Origin of the sequence: Thermanaerothrix sp., from assembly GCA_026417795.1 — a bacterium.
Classification (GTDB): Bacteria; Synergistota; Synergistia; order Synergistales; family Synergistaceae; genus Thermanaerovibrio.
The window spans coordinates 1-17,304 of sequence record JAOACP010000036.1 but is presented as its reverse complement, the minus strand read 5'-3'; the positions used below and the strand labels follow the sequence as shown (position 1 = coordinate 17,304).

The 17,304-nt window shown below is 51.9% G+C and carries 13 protein-coding genes, 1 tRNA gene and 2 pseudogenes; all 16 read left to right on the top strand.

The annotated features are described in order from the left end of the window. The first annotated feature begins 119 nt into the window (after window positions 1-119). Window positions 120-194: transfer RNA gene (locus N2315_07710), tRNA-Val, on the top strand. A 162-nt stretch (window positions 195-356) separates the two neighbouring features. Beyond that, window positions 357-1,685 (top strand): trigger factor, encoded by a 1,329-nt coding sequence (tig, locus tag N2315_07705; protein ID MCX7829070.1) that lies wholly within the window; start codon window positions 357-359, stop codon window positions 1,683-1,685. A 60-nt stretch (window positions 1,686-1,745) separates the two neighbouring features. Further along, window positions 1,746-2,321, top strand: a complete 576-nt coding sequence (gene clpP / locus N2315_07700; GenBank protein ID MCX7829069.1) for an ATP-dependent Clp endopeptidase proteolytic subunit ClpP — start codon at window positions 1,746-1,748, stop codon at window positions 2,319-2,321. A gap of 133 nt (window positions 2,322-2,454) precedes the next feature. After that, window positions 2,455-3,744 carry an ATP-dependent Clp protease ATP-binding subunit ClpX gene (clpX, locus tag N2315_07695; GenBank protein ID MCX7829068.1) on the top strand — a complete coding sequence of 430 codons (1,290 nt, stop codon included), beginning with the start codon at window positions 2,455-2,457 and terminating at the stop codon, window positions 3,742-3,744. Further along, on the top strand, window positions 3,744-6,116 hold the full coding sequence (gene lon, locus N2315_07690) for an endopeptidase La (protein MCX7829067.1): 2,373 nt from the start codon (window positions 3,744-3,746) through the stop codon (window positions 6,114-6,116). Before clpX ends, lon begins: the two co-directional genes overlap by 1 nt. 5 nt (window positions 6,117-6,121) lie before the next feature. Then, window positions 6,122-6,727: a ribosome biogenesis GTP-binding protein YihA/YsxC gene (gene yihA / locus N2315_07685; protein MCX7829066.1), complete on the top strand. Its 606-nt coding sequence runs from the start codon at window positions 6,122-6,124 to the stop codon at window positions 6,725-6,727. Window positions 6,728-6,774: 47 nt separating this feature from the next. Next, window positions 6,775-9,441 carry a valine--tRNA ligase gene (locus N2315_07680; GenBank protein MCX7829065.1) on the top strand — a complete coding sequence of 889 codons (2,667 nt, stop codon included), beginning with the start codon at window positions 6,775-6,777 and terminating at the stop codon, window positions 9,439-9,441. Between the two features lie 5 nt (window positions 9,442-9,446). Then, on the top strand, window positions 9,447-10,754 hold the full coding sequence (locus tag N2315_07675) for a bifunctional folylpolyglutamate synthase/dihydrofolate synthase (GenBank protein ID MCX7829064.1): 1,308 nt from the start codon (window positions 9,447-9,449) through the stop codon (window positions 10,752-10,754). Window positions 10,755-10,827: 73 nt separating this feature from the next. Continuing rightward, window positions 10,828-11,493: a polyphenol oxidase family protein gene (locus N2315_07670; GenBank protein ID MCX7829063.1), complete on the top strand. Its 666-nt coding sequence runs from the start codon at window positions 10,828-10,830 to the stop codon at window positions 11,491-11,493. 165 nt (window positions 11,494-11,658) lie between these two features. Then, window positions 11,659-12,621, top strand: coding sequence for a Gfo/Idh/MocA family oxidoreductase (locus tag N2315_07665; protein ID MCX7829062.1), 963 nt, complete (start codon window positions 11,659-11,661; stop codon window positions 12,619-12,621). Window positions 12,622-12,818: 197 nt separating this feature from the next. Continuing rightward, window positions 12,819-13,019, top strand: coding sequence for a hypothetical protein (locus N2315_07660; protein MCX7829061.1), 201 nt, complete (start codon window positions 12,819-12,821; stop codon window positions 13,017-13,019). Between the two features lie 36 nt (window positions 13,020-13,055). After that, window positions 13,056-13,259 (top strand): hypothetical protein, encoded by a 204-nt coding sequence (locus tag N2315_07655; GenBank protein MCX7829060.1) that lies wholly within the window; start codon window positions 13,056-13,058, stop codon window positions 13,257-13,259. After that, a complete protein-coding gene (locus N2315_07650) occupies window positions 13,256-15,073 on the top strand; it encodes a hypothetical protein (GenBank protein MCX7829059.1) in 1,818 nt (605 codons plus the stop codon). Before N2315_07655 ends, N2315_07650 begins: the two co-directional genes overlap by 4 nt. A 78-nt stretch (window positions 15,074-15,151) precedes the next feature. Further along, window positions 15,152-16,117, top strand: coding sequence for a methylmalonyl Co-A mutase-associated GTPase MeaB (meaB, locus tag N2315_07645; protein MCX7829058.1), 966 nt, complete (start codon window positions 15,152-15,154; stop codon window positions 16,115-16,117). A 134-nt stretch (window positions 16,118-16,251) separates the two neighbouring features. Further along, window positions 16,252-16,677: pseudogene (gene rpiB / locus N2315_07640) on the top strand (ribose 5-phosphate isomerase B). A 33-nt stretch (window positions 16,678-16,710) separates the two neighbouring features. Then, window positions 16,711-17,283, top strand: a pseudogene (gene upp / locus N2315_07635) (uracil phosphoribosyltransferase). Window positions 17,284-17,304 lie beyond the last annotated feature (21 nt).

The window sequence follows — 17,304 nt, the reverse complement described above, 5'->3', positions numbered from 1 at the left end:
AGGGGATCATATTTCGTTTGGATTCTTAGGTGAGGCAACGTTCCCTTTTCGTTTAGATTTTACGTGAGGCAATTCGGATGTTGACAGATCCAGATAAAATCTGTAGAATGCCGCTCGTTGGGTGGTTAGTTCAGGGGTAGAACGCCTCCTTGACGCGGAGGAGGTCAGAGGTTCGAATCCTCTACCACCCACCATCTTAGAAGACGATGCCGCCCTAAGGGCGGCATTATTACTATGTTGGTCCGGTGTGTGCCTAATGGTGGGGGCTTGCTGTCCCCTTTGGGGGCGTGCTGTGTTATACTGACCGTTGTCCTTCAAACACCATGCGGGTATAGGGCTGAAAGGGGTTGTGTTGGTTGAAATCCGAGATAATCTCGCAGGAGAAAAACAAGCTGGTAATCAAGGCTGTGGTGGATGCCGATTCCTTCTCGAAGACCGTATCTGCTGCGGTGAGGGATCTTTCGAAGAAGGTAAACCTCAAGGGATTCCGCAAGGGCCATGTGCCCCGCAGGACGTTGGAGCTGTTCTTGGGTAAGGGGGCAATATATGAGGAGGCCGTGGATCAAATCCTTCCCAAGGTGATGGGGGATATCATCCAGGAGTATGATCTTACCCTCATGGAGGATCCCAAGGTTAAGCTCGGCAAGGTGGAAGAGGGAGAGCCATTGGAGATGGAGTTCACCTTTTCCCTGAGGCCGGAGGTTAACTTCCCCGAAATAGCCTCTCTTTCTGTTAAGAAGCCGGTCTTCTCCGTGACCGATGATATGGTAGATGCGGAGGTTCGCCGTATTCTGGAGGCCAACGCTACCCATGAGCCAGTGGTTGAGGAGAGGCCTATAACTTCCGAAGACGTGGTAGAGGTTCTGTACAGTTCTTGGGTGCTTGATGGTGACGAGGTGGGAGAAAAGCTTGAGGACTCCCAGATTACCAAGGTGGAGCTCTCCAACCCTTCGATAAGGACCGATATCGTTGACGCCCTGGTGGGCAAGTCCGTTGGAGATGAGGTGTCCGTGGACATAAGGGTTGACGAGGGGTACAACAACCCGAAGGTGGCTGGCAAGGTCATACGGTATGCCATGTCCATACGGGGGATAATGAGGGTGGTCGTACCAGAGCTGACCGATCAGCTGGCGGAGCGGGTGTCCCAGGGAGAATGCAAGACCGTTGAGGACTTGAAGAAGGCCATCAGGGAGGGAATTGAGAGAAGCTTTGCCGCCCGTTCCGAAGATGCGGTGAGGGCCTCGGCGCTTCAGGAGCTTTGCAATGCTTGTGATGTGGAGATACCGGAGGAAATGGCCCTTAAGGAAAGGGATCATATGCTGTCCCAGGAAAAGGATCGTGTGAAGAGGCAGACCGGCAAGGAGTGGGAGGAGCACCTCAAGGAGTCCGGCGCCGACGAGGATAAGCTCAAGGAGGAGATGCTGGAGAGGGCTAAGGACCTCATAAAGAAGGAGCTTGTGCTGTGGGCGTTGGCGGATAGGGAGGGCATCGACGTTACCCCCGATGATCTGGAGGCGGAAATAAGTAAGGTCTCTGCCAGCGTTGGTATTGAAGAGTCTAAGTTCCGTTCTTTCCTCGCATCTAACCGATCCAGGCTCGATGAGATGGCCAGTTCCATAAGGAAGAGAAAGACCTTAGATTGGTTGGTATCCAACGTTAAGATAGAAGAAGTAGCTCAGGCCTGATGGCTTGAGTGTGTTTAAGGCGTTGAATTAAGGCCGGGAGGAGGTGTCCCTTTGTCTTACCTGATCCCTTATGTTATAGAGCAGACTGGCAGGGGCGAAAGGTCCTACGACATATACAGCCGCCTGCTTAAGGACAGGATAATATTCATAGGCCAGGAGATAGATGATCACCTGGCGAACCTTGTGGTGGCCCAGTTGTTGTTCCTTGAAAGCGAGGACCCGGACAAGGATGTCTACCTCTACATAAACAGCCCCGGTGGGGTAGTGACTGCGGGTTTGGCCATATATGACACCATGCAGTATGTTAAATGTCCTGTTTCTACCATTTGTACCGGGCAGGCGGCCAGCATGGCGGCGGTGCTCCTTGCGGCAGGCGAGAAGGGGAAGAGGATCTGCTTACCGCACTCCAGGATAATGATTCATCAGCCGTTAGGCGGAGCCCAGGGGCAGGCGTCGGACATTGAGATCCAAGCCCGGGAGATATTGAGGGTTAAGGAAATCCTCAACTCGATTTTGTCTAGGCACACCGGGCAGCCCATGGATAGGATTGCCAAGGACACGGATCGTGACTTCTTCATGTCTGCCGAGGAAGCTTGCGCATATGGCATAGTGGACAAGGTGATAGAGAAGCGTTAGTCTGGTGTCCGTTGAGGCCTGCTATGACGGAGGGGGTCTTCGGACCCTCTCCTTTTGTTGTAATATGTGATTATCCCTGCGGCCGTTTGGCTTATCATTGGGGATAAAAATACGCAAAATCAGAGGTGAAGATATGTTCAACGAGAACGATGACCTTGGGGGCAAGAGAAGAAGGGTTCGCTGCTCGTTCTGCGGCAAAGGGCAGGACGAAGTGGCCAAGCTGATAGCCGGCCCGGGGGTCTACATATGCAATGAATGCGTCAACCTTTGTAACACAATACTTAGTGATGAGCACATATCCGGATCTCCAAACCTGGGGGATAGAAAAGAACCGTTGGGACTGGACAAGATCCCAAGGCCTGATGAAATAAAGTCCTTCCTTGATCAGTATGTAATAGGGCAGGACCAGGCTAAGAAGGTTCTTTCCGTTGCGGTTTACAATCACTACCGTCGTATAACAACCACCCCTGGGGAGGAGGACGTGGAGCTTCCTAAGAGCAACGTCTTGTTGGTTGGTCCCACGGGTTCTGGAAAGACTTTGCTGGCCCAGACTTTGGCGAGGCTCCTTAAGGTACCATTTGCGATAGCCGATGCTACCACTCTTACGGAAGCCGGTTACGTTGGAGAGGACGTGGAGAACATATTGGTGCGCCTCCTGCAGGCGGCGGACTACGACGTTAAGGCTGCGGAAAGGGGCATAATCTACATAGACGAAATAGATAAGATATCCCGAAAGTCTGAGTCCCCTTCGATAACCAGGGATGTTTCCGGGGAAGGGGTCCAGCAAGCTCTTCTTAGGATATTGGAGGGAACCGTGGCCAACGTTCCCCCTAAGGGAGGCAGAAAGCATCCTAATCAGGATTTCATTCAAGTGGACACTAAGAACATACTGTTCATATGTGGGGGGGCATTTGATGGGTTGGAGTCCATCATTGCCCGCAGGACCAACAAGAAGGTGATAGGTTTTGGCGGGGATGTGGCATCCGCTAGGGACCTGGACAAGAGGAACTCCCTTTATAAAGAGCTGGTGGCGGATGACCTCATTACCTATGGATTTATACCGGAGTTTGTGGGTAGGTTGCCCGTAATAGTGCCTTTGGAGTCGCTGGATGAGGAAGCGTTGATTAGGATACTTCAAGAACCTCGCAATGCCCTCATAAAGCAGTACCAGCGGATATTTGAGATGGACAAGGTCTACCTGGAATTTACTCAGGAGGCAATCAGGGCCATTGCCCGTAAGGCCCTTGAGAGGAAGACTGGAGCCAGGGCCTTGAGGTCAATAATGGAGTCCATAATGCTGGACTTGATGTATGAAATGCCTTCCAGAGCATCCAGGGTTGGCAAGGTGCTTATAAGCGAAAGGGTTGTTTTAGGAGAAGGATCCCCTGAATTTTATCCCAGGGATGATCAGGAGGTAGCTTGATGGGAGATACTTCAGACTTTGAATTTGGTATAGAGGAACTTTTTCTACAGACCGAAGAGAGCCTTCCATTGCCAGTGTTGCCCGTGAGGGACATGGTGATATTCCCTGGCATACTGACGCCTCTATTTGTGGGACGGCCTAAGTCCTTGAAGGCCATTGAGAAAGCGGTGGAAAAGGATAGGACCATATTCGTGGTCGCCCAGAAGGACCTTAAGCTGGAGGACCCCAAAGAGGATGATCTCTTCGGAGTGGGGACCGTATGTACCATACTCCAGATGATTAAGGTTCCGGATGGTACCCTTAAGGTTTTGGTGCAGGGTGATCATGTGGCAAGGGTTGACTCCTTCTCCGTGGGGTCGGACATGATAACAGCCCATGTTTCTCCCTTCGACTACCAGGTGGACTCCGACGAAGAGACCGAGCCGTTAAGAAGGTCTGTCCTTGAGCAGTTTGAACGCTATGTGGGGCTTCATCCTAAGGTGCCTGCGGAGGTTTTTGCCCCTCTTTCGGAGGAAGGGGCGGAGAAGGTGGCTGATCTTGTGGCATCCCACCTTCTTGTCCCCGTGGCGGCGAAACAGCTTCTCCTTGAAGCCGCGTCGGTGAACGAAAGGCTCATGGAGGAGCTTAAGCTGCTTATCAAGGAGAACGAACTCCTTGAGATGGAGCACAGCATCCATGAGAAGGTTCGCAGGGAGATGGAGCGGGGGCACCGGGAGTATTACCTCAGGGAACAGCTTAAGGCGATACAGGAAGAGCTTGGAAGTTCCGATGGGGTTGCGGAGGTGGAGGAGTATAGGGCCAAGATAGAGCGGGCCAAGATGTCCAAGGAGGCCAAGGAAAAGGCCCGATATGAGCTGGAGAGGCTTTCCAAGATGCCCCCAACTTCCGCGGAGGCCACGGTATCAAGGACTTATCTGGATTGGTTGCTTGCCCTTCCATGGAGCAACCAGACCAAGGATAGGTTGGAAATAGGGGTTGCAAAGAGCGTGTTGGAGGAGGACCATTACGGCCTTAAAGAGGTCAAGGACAGGATAGTTGAGTTCTTGGCGGTTAGGAAACTGGCGGGCAGCGACACTAGAGCCCAGGTACTGTGTTTTGTGGGGCCTCCCGGTGTTGGAAAGACGTCTCTGGCCAGGTCTATAGCGAGGGCGCTTAATCGTAAGTTTATTAGCATGTCCTTAGGCGGCGTCAGGGACGAGGCTGAAATCCGTGGTCATCGCAGGACTTATGTGGGGGCCCTCCCTGGCAGGATAATCCAGAAGATAAGGCAGGCCGGCGTTAAAAACCCGGTTTTGCTTATGGATGAGATCGATAAAATAGGCACCGACTTCCGTGGGGATCCGGCAGCGGCGCTGTTGGAGGTGTTGGATCCGGAGCAGAATCAAGGGTTCTCCGATCACTTCCTGGAGGTGCCATTTGATCTTAGCCGGGTCATGTTCATAACCACTGCAAATGATCATCATTCGATCCCTAAGCCTCTTTTGGACAGGATGGAGGTCATAAGCATACCCGGTTATGTTTTGGAGGAGAAGATTAGCATAGCGGAGAGGCATCTGTGGCCTAGGATACTAAAGGAGAACGGCCTTGGTGGTTCTGGAGTATCCATAACCAGGGGGGCCATATCCAAGGTTATATCCGATTACACAAGGGAAGCGGGAGTTCGAAACCTTGACCGCCAGCTATCGAAAATAGCAAGGAAGATAGCCTACCACATGGTGTCCTCCGTTGAGAGTGGTAAGGTTGTAAAAGCCCCTAAGATTGGACCCCAATCGTTGGTTAAGTATCTTGGCGCCCCGAGGGGGTATGATGCCTCGATACCAAAGGGACGATCTATTGGTACCGTGGTGGGGCTTGCATGGACCGAGTCAGGAGGGGATGTGTTGCTCATAGAGGCGGCCTCTATGGGGGGTAAGGGGAACGTTTCCTTCACCGGCAACCTCGGAGATATAATGCGGGAATCCGCGCAGGCCGCGGTTGGATTCCTTAGGTCCAATTCCCACTCTTTAAACATGGGAGATGTTAAGTGGGATCAGGTGGATCTGCACGTCCACGTTCCCGAGGGAGCTACCCCAAAGGATGGTCCCTCCGCTGGAGTGGCTCTGGCGTTGGCCATATGCTCTGCCGTAAGGGGGACTCCGGTGAGAACCGATGTGGCAGTGACTGGGGAGATAACCCTGAGGGGTGCGGTGCTTGCCGTAGGGGGTATCCGGGAGAAGTGCTTGGCGGCCAAACGTAACGACATAAAGGAGGTCATCCTTCCAGCAGCGAACAGGCCGGACGTGGAGGAAATGCCAGAGTGGGCTAAAAGGGGATTAACGTTCCACTTTGTGTCATCTATGGATGAGGTTTTCCCGATCCTTATGGGGGAATGATTGCCATGCTTTGGCGGGCGGATTTGATTAGGTGTGCCTATCGGTACGATCAAATACCTCCACCTTCTTTGCCAGAGGTGGTGATGGTTGGAAGGTCGAACGTGGGGAAGTCGAGCCTTATAAACGCCATGATAGGGTCGAGACTTGCCAAGGTTAGCAAAACCCCTGGGAAGACCAGGAGCATAAACTTCTTCCATGTACATGGGGATTCCCCGTTTGTCCTGGTGGATCTTCCGGGGTATGGTTTTGCCTCCAGGAGCGGCGATGAAAGGGATCTATGGAAGAAAACCATAGAACGTTATTTTTCCTCCTTGAGGATGTCTTTGGTGTTACAACTGGTGGACTTTAGACATGGATTTTTGGAGAATGACCGCCGGATGGAGGGATATTTGGAGAGCCTCGGCCTGCCGGTTGGGGTCGTTTTCACTAAAGCGGACAAGATAAGCGGTTCTAAAAGAAAGTCAACCCTTGATAGGTACATAAGAGATGGTTTCAGGTGTCAGCTTGGACCCTTCCTGGTTTCGGCTTCAACGGGTTTTGGCCTTTCGGAGCTTAAGTCTAAACTGACCCAATGGCTCCTGGGCACCAGCTTTATTGATCCGTTGGATTGAGGCTAGGAGTAAATAGAGTTCTTAATGCGTAAGGGGGAGGCGTTTTGATGCGAGAGATTACGTTGGGCAAGAGCTACGATCCGGTCCCCATAGAGGACAAGTGGTATGGTCTTTGGCTTGAGAACGATGTTTTTAAGGCGGATCCAGACTCTAAGAAGCCTAAGTTCAGCATAGTTATTCCTCCTCCTAACGTAACTGGTTCGCTTCACATGGGGCATGCTCTTAACAACACCCTTCAGGACATAGTTTGCCGTTACAAGCGTATGAAGGGCTATGAGGTGTTGTGGTTGCCAGGGACGGACCATGCGGGCATAGCTACCCAGAACGTGGTTGAAAGGCACTTGGCGTCTCAAGGGGTATCTCGTAAGGATCTTGGCAGGGAAGGGTTTGTTGAGAAGGTTTGGGAATGGAAGGAGCAGTATGGAAGCAGGATAATAAGCCAGCTGAAGAAGCTGGGGGCGTCCTGTGATTGGTCCCGGGAGAGGTTTACTATGGATGAGGGCCTTTCCCTAGCAGTTAGAAAGGTCTTCGTGGAACTTTATCGCAAGAACCTCATCTACCGGGGCAAATATCTTATAAATTGGTGTCCCCGTTGCAGGACGGCCCTTTCCGATCTTGAGGTTGAGCACGAGGAAAGAGATGGGAAGCTTTACGAGGTGGCCTATCGCTTTGCCGATGGAGAAGGGGCTTTGCATGTCATGACCACCCGGCCTGAGACCATCCTTGGTGATGTGGCCATTGCGGTGCATCCGAGGGATGAGAGGAACAGGTCCTTTGTGGGCCGCAATGTGGTGGTTCCAATCGTGGGACGTGTCATACCGGTAATAGAGGATAATATGGTGGATCCTGAGTTCGGAACCGGCTGTGTCAAGATAACCCCTGCCCACGATCATAACGACTTCTTGGTGGGGCAAAGGCACGGTTTGGAGGCGATTCAGGTCATAGACGATGAAGGTATCATGACGGCAGAAGCCCATTTCTTCGCCGGCATGGATCGTTTTGAGGCTAGAGAGCGTATGGTGAAGGCCCTTGAGGAATCGGGGGTGCTTGTGAGAGTGATTGAGCACCGCCACTCTGTGGGACATTGTTACAGGTGTCATACCATAGTGGAGCCCTATCTCTCTGAGCAGTGGTTTGTAAGGGCTAAGCCCTTGGCCGAAGCGGGGGTTAAGGCGGTCAAAGAAGGACGTATAAAGTGGGTTCCAGAGAATTGGGTGAACATATACTACCAGTGGATGGAAAACATAAGGGATTGGTGTATCTCTCGCCAGTTATGGTGGGGGCACCGAATCCCCGCATGGTACTGTTCGTGTGGCGAGGTCATAGTGGATGAAACAACTCCATCTCGGTGTCCGAAATGCGGATCTTCTGATTTAAGGCAGGACGAGGATGTTTTGGATACTTGGTTTTCCAGCGCTCTTTGGCCGTTTTCCACTATGGGATGGCCTGAGAGGACCAAGGAGCTGGAATCTTTTTACCCCACTGGTCTTCTGGTTACCGGGTTTGACATAATCTTCTTCTGGGTGGCCAGGATGATAATGATGGGGCTGGAGTTTATGGACGATGTCCCCTTCAGGGACGTGTACATCCACGCTCTAGTGCGGGATGAGAAGGGGCAGAAGATGAGCAAATCCAAGGGTAACGTGATAGACCCCTTGGACATAATAGAGAAGTATGGGGCCGACGCCCTCAGGATGACCCTGGCGGCCCTTACGGTTCAGGGCAGGGACATATGCCTTTCCTCCAACCGGATAGAAACTTATCGGTTCTTCCTTAACAAAATTTGGAACGCCAGCCGCTTTGCCCTCATGAACCTGGAAGAAGGCGTCTTAGATGGAGAAGTTCCATCTCCGGATCCCAAGCATCTAAGGCTTCACGACCGGTGGATCTTGCATCGCCTCAAGACGGTGTTGTCCGAAATGGAGCGACTCCTTGAGGGGTATTACTTCGGGGAATCCGCTAGGCTCCTGTATGATTTTACCTGGTCTGAGGTTTGCGACTGGTATTTGGAACTGGTAAAGCCCGCCATTCGAGGGGACGAAGGGGAGGATAGAAGGACTTCAACGCAAAGGGTGCTGTTGATACTCTTCAGGGACCTTTTGAGGATGATGCATCCTTTTATCCCCTTCGTGACAGAGGAGATATGGCATCACTTCCCATTTGGCAGCTCCCTCATAATGTCCGCCGGATGGCCCTCCTATGACTTTGGCGGCATCCTGGGCGAGGAGGAAGTTGAGGTTTCCATGGGGAGCCTGCAGGAGTTGATAAAAGGGATGAGGAACTTGAGGGCAGAGGCCTCCGTTCCTCCCCAGAAGCAGCTTTCGTCCTTCGTGATTCGTCCAAGGGACCAGCAAATGGAGGTTGTCATACAGGAGAACCAGGATTTGATATGTCTTATGACAAAGTGCGAAAGGCTGGAGTTGTGTGGGGCAGATGCACCCTCACCTTCTAAGTCCTTGGCCTGCGTGTTGCCCCAGGTGGATGTCTTCCTCCCCGTGGAAGGGCTTTGGGATATAGAAGGGGAGATAAAGCGCCTTTCTGAGGAGGAGAAGAAAGTCCTGGCGGACATAGACAGGATTTCTGCCAAGCTGTCCAACAGATCATTTGTGGAGAGGGCCCCTGTTGAGGTGGTTGAGAAGGAGCGTTGCGCCCTGGAAGAGCGAAGGGCAAGGCTTGAGAGGATCCGGGAGAACATACGAAGCCTAAGCTGCTAATAGCCATGGATGACCTTTGGAGTCAGGTTGAACGTAAACTTAGTGAGCTGGCTAGCCCTGGCATAAGGCCTGGGCTAGCCAGGCTGGCTAGATTATTGAACCTTTTGGATAACCCTCAGCGGAAGTTCCCATCGGTTCTTGTGGTGGGTACCAATGGCAAGGGATCCACGTGCTCGTCGATGTTCTCTTGTCTAAAGGCCGGAGGGTACAGGGTTGGATTGTATACAAGTCCACATCTGGAAAGCCTCGCAGAGAGATTGCGAATCGGAGACCACCTGGCTGATCCCTTTAGGTGGCTTGTAGGAGCGAAGAAACTTGAGGCGCTGATCTTAGGCGATTCGAGGTTATCCGCCGATAGACCTTCTTACTTTGAGCTGGTTACCGCATTGGCGTTCATGGACTTTGCGGATGCAAGGATTGACCTTGCGGTTGTGGAAGCTGGGATGGGTGGTAGATTGGATGCCACCAACATGCTAGGGGACGTGAGATGTGTGGTTTGCACCCCCATAGGCATGGATCACGCGGAGTTCCTTGGTAATAGTTTGCACAGCATAGCCAATGAAAAGATGGCCGTAATAAGGCCTGGTAGGCCTGCCGTCTTTGCCGGCGGCGATGAAGAACTGGAGATGTTGTTTGTAAAAAGATGCGCGGATGTTTCAGCGATTCCTATGATTCATTCAAAAGAGTGCCGGGTGGAGCTGTGCGATATATCCCTTAGGGGGGTAGAGTTTTTAAGGATTAAAGACGGAGAACCCAGGCGGCTTTTCTTCGCCCTGACCGGGGTTCATCAACCTGCAAATGCGTCGTTGGCTTTGATGGCCCTTGAATCGATTGGAGGCCAATTCCCCCTATCGGAGGATCACATTAGGTCTGGCCTAAGGGATGTTAGTTGGCCAGGGAGGATGGAGTGGATCCCCCTACAGGATGGCAGGGACATGATCCTTGATGGGGCTCATAACCCCCACGGAGCTAAGGCTCTCGCAGATAGCCTTATGGCCCTAGGCCTTGAGGGAAGATGCTCGTTGGTCTTCGCAGCCATGGCCGATAAGGACATATCGGGAATCTTAGAGGCACTGAAGGCTGTAACTCACAGGTTTTTCTTTACCCAGGTGCCGGGGTCCCAGAGGTCAGCTACCGCACAAAGTCTTTGGGGTATGGCCAATCGCATGGGGTTGCCGGTAGGCGGTTTCAGTGATGATCCCATGGTGGCGATTGATATGGCAGCCATGGATTCGGAGGTTACGGTGGTATGCGGCAGCCTGTTCTTGGTGGGATACGTAAGAAGCAGGATAAAAAAGCATGATCAAATGTGACAGAATGGTATCCAATGGGCACGCCCTTTTTCTTTTGACACCGGAAGGCAGTTCTAAGTGGTGGGGACTGTTCGTGGTGGACGGACCGTCCGTGAAGGCAGGGGCAGACCAGTTCAGGGCAATAGAGGAGGCCGCGCGACTTATAGGTGTAGCTCCAACTAAGATGGTGGTACCGATGCAGGTACACGGCTCTAGGGTTATTACTGGTCAGCTGCCTTATTTTCCCCTTCGCCCCGAAGCGGATGGCCTGATAATTAGGGAGCCTGGGGCGGTGGGGATGTTGCGGTTCGCGGATTGCATCCCGGTTATATTTGGGCATCCCTCATCGAATTGGGTGGTGGGGCTGCACTCCGGGTATGCGGGTACCGTGGCTAACATATGCTCTAAGGCATTAAGCAAAGTTGATGAGGCGCTAACCCCCGATTGGAACGGTGTTACGGGGTGGATAGGGCCATCGGTATGTGGCAAGTGTTACGAAAGAAGGTTGGATGATCCGCTTACGGTGGTTGGCATGGATCGCCTTCCGTCTGACTGTCACAGGATAGCAGGGGAAAGGGTTTTCTTCGACCTTAAGAAGGCGGTCATCAGTCAATTATCTTCCAAAATGGATATCTCTAACATATTGGTGTATCCCGGCTGTACTATGGAGGAGCCGGCCCTTAAGTCCTACAGACGGGATGCCACACAGGAGAGAATGATCCTTTTGTTTGGTCTAGGGAATCCGCCGAATTTGTCTTGATGTTTTAATAAAAAACAACAAACTTGCCCTTTATTCCTTTAGCGTTAAATGCCACTTGGGGTGTGCTTTAGGTGAGAATATTTATAGATGGTAATTTGCCCATGTATGGCGGTGTAAAACGGCGCTGTTGGTGAAAGGCCTTTTGTTGTTAGGGGAGTGATTGTTTTGTCTTCTGTTCGGGTTGGAGTTATAGGGGTTGGACATCTTGGGTACCATCATGCCAGGCTCTACTCTGAGATACTGGGAGCTGATTTGGTTGGGGTGGTGGACGCTAACGAAGATAGGGCTAACTATGTTGGAGAGACCATGGGGGTGCAGTCTTTCACCGATTTCAGGGCCTTCCTGGATCAGGTAAAGCCGGATGCCATCAGCGTTGCGGTGCCAACCAGCTTGCATTATCAAGTGGCTTCCGAGGCCCTTAAGAGGGGCATTCATGTGTTGGTGGAAAAGCCAGTCACCACAAAGGTGGAAGAAGCAGAAGGCCTCCTTAGGCTGGCTGCAGATATGGGCTTGGTGCTTCAGGTGGGCCACGTGGAGAGATTTAATAGTGCCGTTCAATATGTTAAGAGCATGATAGAAGAACCTTTGTTCATACAAACACGGAGGATGGGCCCCTTCTCACCGCGGATAAGCGACGTTGGCGTTGTGTTGGATCTTATGATCCATGACATAGACATAATCCTGTCCATGGTTAACTCGGAGATAGATAAAATATCCGCCACTGGAGCTAAGATAAGGTCTGACCACGAGGACATAGCATGTGCTCAGATAACCTTCAAGAATGGCACCATAGCTCACGTTTTAGTCAGCAGGGTTTCTGAGAAGAGGATACGTCAGATGGATATAATGGAAAAGGAGAGATACATCGTGGTGGACTTCGAGTCCCAGGATGTTTCTATTAACCGGTGTTTGAAAAGTGGGTCGGGGCTTGTGGAGGTGGTTGAGCATCCAGTTTATCCCAAGAAGGAGCCCCTCAAGATGGAGCTTCAGCACTTCCTTGACTGTGTCAAGGAAGGCCGTCAGCCTCTTGTGGGAATAAGGGACGGGAAGAGGGCTCTTGAGGTTTGTGTTAGGGTTTTAAGGCAGATATGGGCCGACAGATCCATGGGGAGCTCCGTGGCTGTCTGAACCGCTGTTTGAATGTGTTCTTTGTGATCAATCCAGTAGGATTGGGCACAAAGTCCTGTCCTCTTGCATCACCGTAAGGATGCCCAGGGAATCCTGTGGCATGGGGTATCTAAAACTGGAGAGCCTGTGGTTGGCCCTCCAGTTTTTTTAGTTTAGGTCGAACTGGTATTATGGAGCATAGGAGGGGGGATTGCATCATGCCCTTGCGGATGATAAGGAAAAAGAAGGAGTCGTTCTTAAAGCAGATACTGCTGGTTTTTATAGTTTCGATGGGCGCTGCCATATTGGTTATGTTGGCTGCCGTGGCTACGGTTCCGCCAAAGATATTTAGGGATAACGTAATATTAAGACTTATTTATGAGAAGCATACAAAGGCAGTTCACTGGTTTAAGGAGTGAGGTGTTATTAGAATGGCCCCCGTTTTTTCTATTAGCATGATTAATCTCCAGGCTCTTTTGGGTTTATTGTTTTTTCTTGCTGCTCTTTTGGTGGCTAGGGCTGTGATGAACATATACAGGGGATATTGGCCAGGAGGTCCTGGGGTTTTATTTTATCTTAGGATGTTGTTAGGTTTTTTGCTTGCTGGAGCTATAACCCTTACATTTTATTCCTTCCTTGGGAAGGAGATATTGAGATGAGGTTTTTTAGGGTTTTATTGCTTGCTTTGTGTTTATCAATCTTTGTTGAATGCCTTTCATACGCCCAGGAGATGCCAAAGGCCGATAGGCGGGCTTCTGAGACCCTGTTCATCATGGGTTACAGGGACCTGTTGAGCGGTAGGTATTGGAGCGCCCTTTCCAACGTTCAAGGGGCGCTGAAGAAGGATACCTATATGGTGGATGCATATTTCTTAAGATCTGTGATTCAGCGAAGGATGGGGGATCTCAAGGAAGCAGAGAGATCTATGAGGTACTACTTGGAGGTTAGACGTACCGATTACAGGGGTAGGGCGTTGCTTAAGGGGATGGAGCAGGAAAGAGCCTCCTTGAAGGCATCCTTAAACCCCGTGTCGTCACGCCTCGAAGTACACCTTTTAGACGCAAAGGTGCAGGGGCTTTTCTCGCGCTGGGATCCACTTTTCCTTTGGGGCATGGGGGGTGCCGGCAAGGTAAGCTCTATTGGAGATAAGCTCTTCCTGGTGGACTCCCTGGGTGACCGCGTGTATGTGTATGCCAATGGCAAGAGGATTGCCAGTCTTAAGTTTAAGTCTCCATCTGCGGTGGTCCCTTTGGATTATCTGCATTGGGTGGTCTTCTGCTCAAATGGCGATTCATTTCGAGTTGAAGAGAGCCAGTACAGCAGGGAAATCCATGTGGACTCCTTCCTCAGATATTCGGGGCGTATAGCTGATGCTGCGGTCCTTCAAGACGGCGTTTTTTTGCTGGCAGATCAGGACAATGGCAGGCTGGCCGTAGTATCCACCGACGGCAGGGTCTTTAGCTCTTGGAATCCAACTGCTAAGGGGAATAAGCTCCCGGAGCTTGTGGCAGTTGACGTAATGGGCAACAGGTTTGCTGTGGCCGACAGGGGAAGGGGTTTGGTGTACGTCCTGGACTGGGATGGCGCCATCTCCATTAAAGAGGTGGCTTCCATAAGGGTTCCATCGGTGAGGGATGTGGTTTGGAACCACGAAGGGGGGCTTTTTATCCTTGCTGAAGGAGGAACTATTTTCAAGACGAGCCCTATCACCTCCCCAGCGGTGACTCTTGAGGCGGTGCAGCGTGGGTTAAAAGATCCCTGGACTATATGTTTATATGAGGGTGGGATAATCCTTCTTGATCAAGGTGGAAGGCTCCCCATGTGGGGGGCTATTCGCCCGGGGGTACCCATGGTTGGCTTCCTGGGCGTCCGTAGCATGACCATAGAGGAAAAGGACTTATATCAGCTGACCATGGTGGCCAAGCTATCCCCATTTCTCAGCTCCTACATGGGGCGTATTAGTCCCGTTTCAAGGGGGGTTTGGCAGAACAAGCTAGCCATGATATCAATCTCGTCTGAAGGTTACGCAGATGATGCCCCGGAAAGCCTGATTTTGAGTAATGCCAGAGGATCTGGGACCCTGTGGGAAGGGGTTAAATCTTTTATAGAGAGGGGCAACGGTTTGCCGGAGGTTTTAGCGGTAAGCTCCAGTGTTCGTCTGGACGATGAGGCATTGGAACGGCTTTTGGCTTTTTGTCTTATAAATGGGATAAGGTTGGACGTTCTTTCCCAAGGAGCTCCAGTGCCGATGAAGCTGGATATGGCAAGGCGCCTTGCGGGAGGATATCTTTACGCCGGTGGCGTGCCATCCTTAGCCCCGCTTAAGGGAATTTATTGGACCTTCCGCATGCCGTTGTCTAGAGTAGACGTGCCTCTTGGGAATGTGTCCGATGCTCTCGTCTCTATCTTTGTGGACGCAGAGATGTACAGCTTTAGGGACTGGGTGCCCTTTTGGCCCGGTGTCTTCAGATAGTTTTGGCAAAATTCGCTCTTGGCGTTGACACTGTCATGGCATTGAGGATGTTATATCATGGAATCAAACCCTAACCCTATGGAAGGAAGAGGGGCGTTGCTATTGGATAGGCTGGTGAATGCGGCACTTTCCGGTGATCACAGATCCATCGCCAGGCTCATAAGCCTGGTCGAAAGCGAGTCTCCTTTGGCGGACGGGGTGATGAGGAGCATCTATCCTAGGACTGGGCGTGCTCATGTTGTAGGGGTAACTGGCAGTCCTGGGGCGGGCAAGAGCACGTTGGTGGATAAGATGATCCAGCATTTTCTTGATATGGGCAGGAGCGTTGGGGTTATAGCGGTCGATCCTTCCAGCCCTTTTTCCGGAGGGGCCATATTGGGTGACCGGCTTAGAATGCAGAATCATGCGGTGGACAGCAGGGTTTTCATAAGGAGCATGGGAAGCCGAGGGTCTCTTGGGGGAGTTAGCGGGGCAACTGGAGAGGCGGCTTTGATCTTGGATGCCTGCGGCAAGGACGTGGTGATTATAGAGACCGTAGGGGTGGGGCAGTCAGAAGTTGACATAGTCAAGCTGGCTGACACGGTTTGCCTCGTGTTGGTCCCTGGAATGGGGGATGACGTTCAGATCATGAAGGCCGGCATAATGGAGATAGCCGATGTCTTCGTGGTGAACAAAGCCGATCGGGATGGGGCCGACAAGGTGGTTGCGGACATAAGGATGATGTTGGACATATCGTTCAGGGGTACTTGGAGACCCCCTGTGGTTAAGACCTGTGCAGAAAGGGGTGACGGCGTAGACGATGCCGTCAAGTCCGTGATGTCCCATCGGGAGCACGTGCTGAACAGCCAGGAGGGGAAGATGAGGAGGCTGTCCAGGATAGAGGCCATGGTGGAGGGAGTGCTTCGCAAGGAGATATCGGCGCTGGTTCAGCGAGAGTGGTCGAAGCGAAGGGATGAAGGCCTTCTGGAGGATCTGCTGCTTCGTAGGGCGGATCCCTATTCAACTGCGGAATCCATCCTTGACGATGTGTTGTGCTCTAAGTAAACTTCCACGATTGTGGACCCTGTCTTGATTTAGAGGGCGGCTTTTGGCTGCCCATTTTTTGTGGCATAATGCCTTAGGTGTGTTTGTAGGGGCTTTTCTAGCCCTTCTTTGGCTGAAAGAGGGGGATAACTGATATGAAGATAGCGATAGGTGCGGATCACGCGGGATTTCCACTAAAAGAACGTATAGGTAAGTATTTGCTGGATAAGGGCTATGAAGTTTTGGACTTGGGGACCTGTTCTGCTGAGGCAAAGGTAGATTTCCCTGATTGGGGAATAAAGGTGGCGGAGGCGGTATCCAGAGGTGAGGCGGAGAGGGGAATTGTGGTCTGTGGCAGCGGAATAGGCATGTCCATAATCGCAAACAAGGTGCCTGGTGTATATGCGGCGCTTTGTAGGGACGCTACGGAAGCCAGGCTGTCCAGAGAACACAACGATTCCAACGTCCTTGCCTTGGGAGGCAGGATCCTTGGGGAAGACCTGGCGTTAGAGATGGTTGACGTATGGCTTAAGACATCCTTCCTTGGTGGGCGCTATGAGGCTAGGAACCAAAAGATAAGGGATTATGAAAGATCCATCTACAAGTCTGAGGCCCTGTGCCAAGTTCAGTCCGGGGGCAGGTTGGTGGTCGTCAGTCATCCCCTGATTCAGCATAAGCTTGGCATAGTTCGTGATAAGAACACATCCTCTAAGGACTTCCGGGAGTTGGTGCAGGAGATAGCGGGTCTTATGGTTTACGAGATAACCAGGGACCTATCCCTTGAGGAGATAGAGGTTTGCACCCCTTTGGGCCTCACTAAGGCATTTACCCTTTCTGGGAAGAAGATGGCCGTTGTCCCGGTGTTAAGGGCCGGGTTGGGGATGGTGGAGGGGATAATAAGGCTCATCCCCAACGCCAAGGTTGGCCACGTGGGGCTGTACAGAGACCCAAACACCCTGGAGCCGGTGGAGTATTATTGTAAATTGCCGGGGGACATAGAAGACAGGGATATATATGTTGTAGATCCCATGTTGGCTACCGGTGGCTCCGCGTCCGCTGCCATAGATTTAGTCAAGCGCCGGGGGGGAAAGAAGATATCATTGGTATCCCTCATAGCAGCTCCGGAGGGAGTGGCTCGGGTCAGGTCGAGCCACCCGGAGGTGGATATATTCACCGCCGCCCTGGACCTGTCTCTTATACACATCTGA

Coding starts and splice junctions, on each gene's coding strand:
- clpX (MCX7829068.1), top strand. CDS start 2,455: ATGTTCAACGAGAACGATGACCTTGGGGGCAAGAGAAGAAGGGTTCGC.
- lon (MCX7829067.1), top strand. CDS start 3,744: ATGGGAGATACTTCAGACTTTGAATTTGGTATAGAGGAACTTTTTCTA.
- yihA (MCX7829066.1), top strand. CDS start 6,122: ATGCTTTGGCGGGCGGATTTGATTAGGTGTGCCTATCGGTACGATCAA.
- N2315_07680 (MCX7829065.1), top strand. CDS start 6,775: ATGCGAGAGATTACGTTGGGCAAGAGCTACGATCCGGTCCCCATAGAG.
- N2315_07675 (MCX7829064.1), top strand. CDS start 9,447: ATGGATGACCTTTGGAGTCAGGTTGAACGTAAACTTAGTGAGCTGGCT.
- N2315_07660 (MCX7829061.1), top strand. CDS start 12,819: ATGCCCTTGCGGATGATAAGGAAAAAGAAGGAGTCGTTCTTAAAGCAG.
- N2315_07655 (MCX7829060.1), top strand. CDS start 13,056: ATGATTAATCTCCAGGCTCTTTTGGGTTTATTGTTTTTTCTTGCTGCT.
- N2315_07650 (MCX7829059.1), top strand. CDS start 13,256: ATGAGGTTTTTTAGGGTTTTATTGCTTGCTTTGTGTTTATCAATCTTT.
- meaB (MCX7829058.1), top strand. CDS start 15,152: ATGGAAGGAAGAGGGGCGTTGCTATTGGATAGGCTGGTGAATGCGGCA.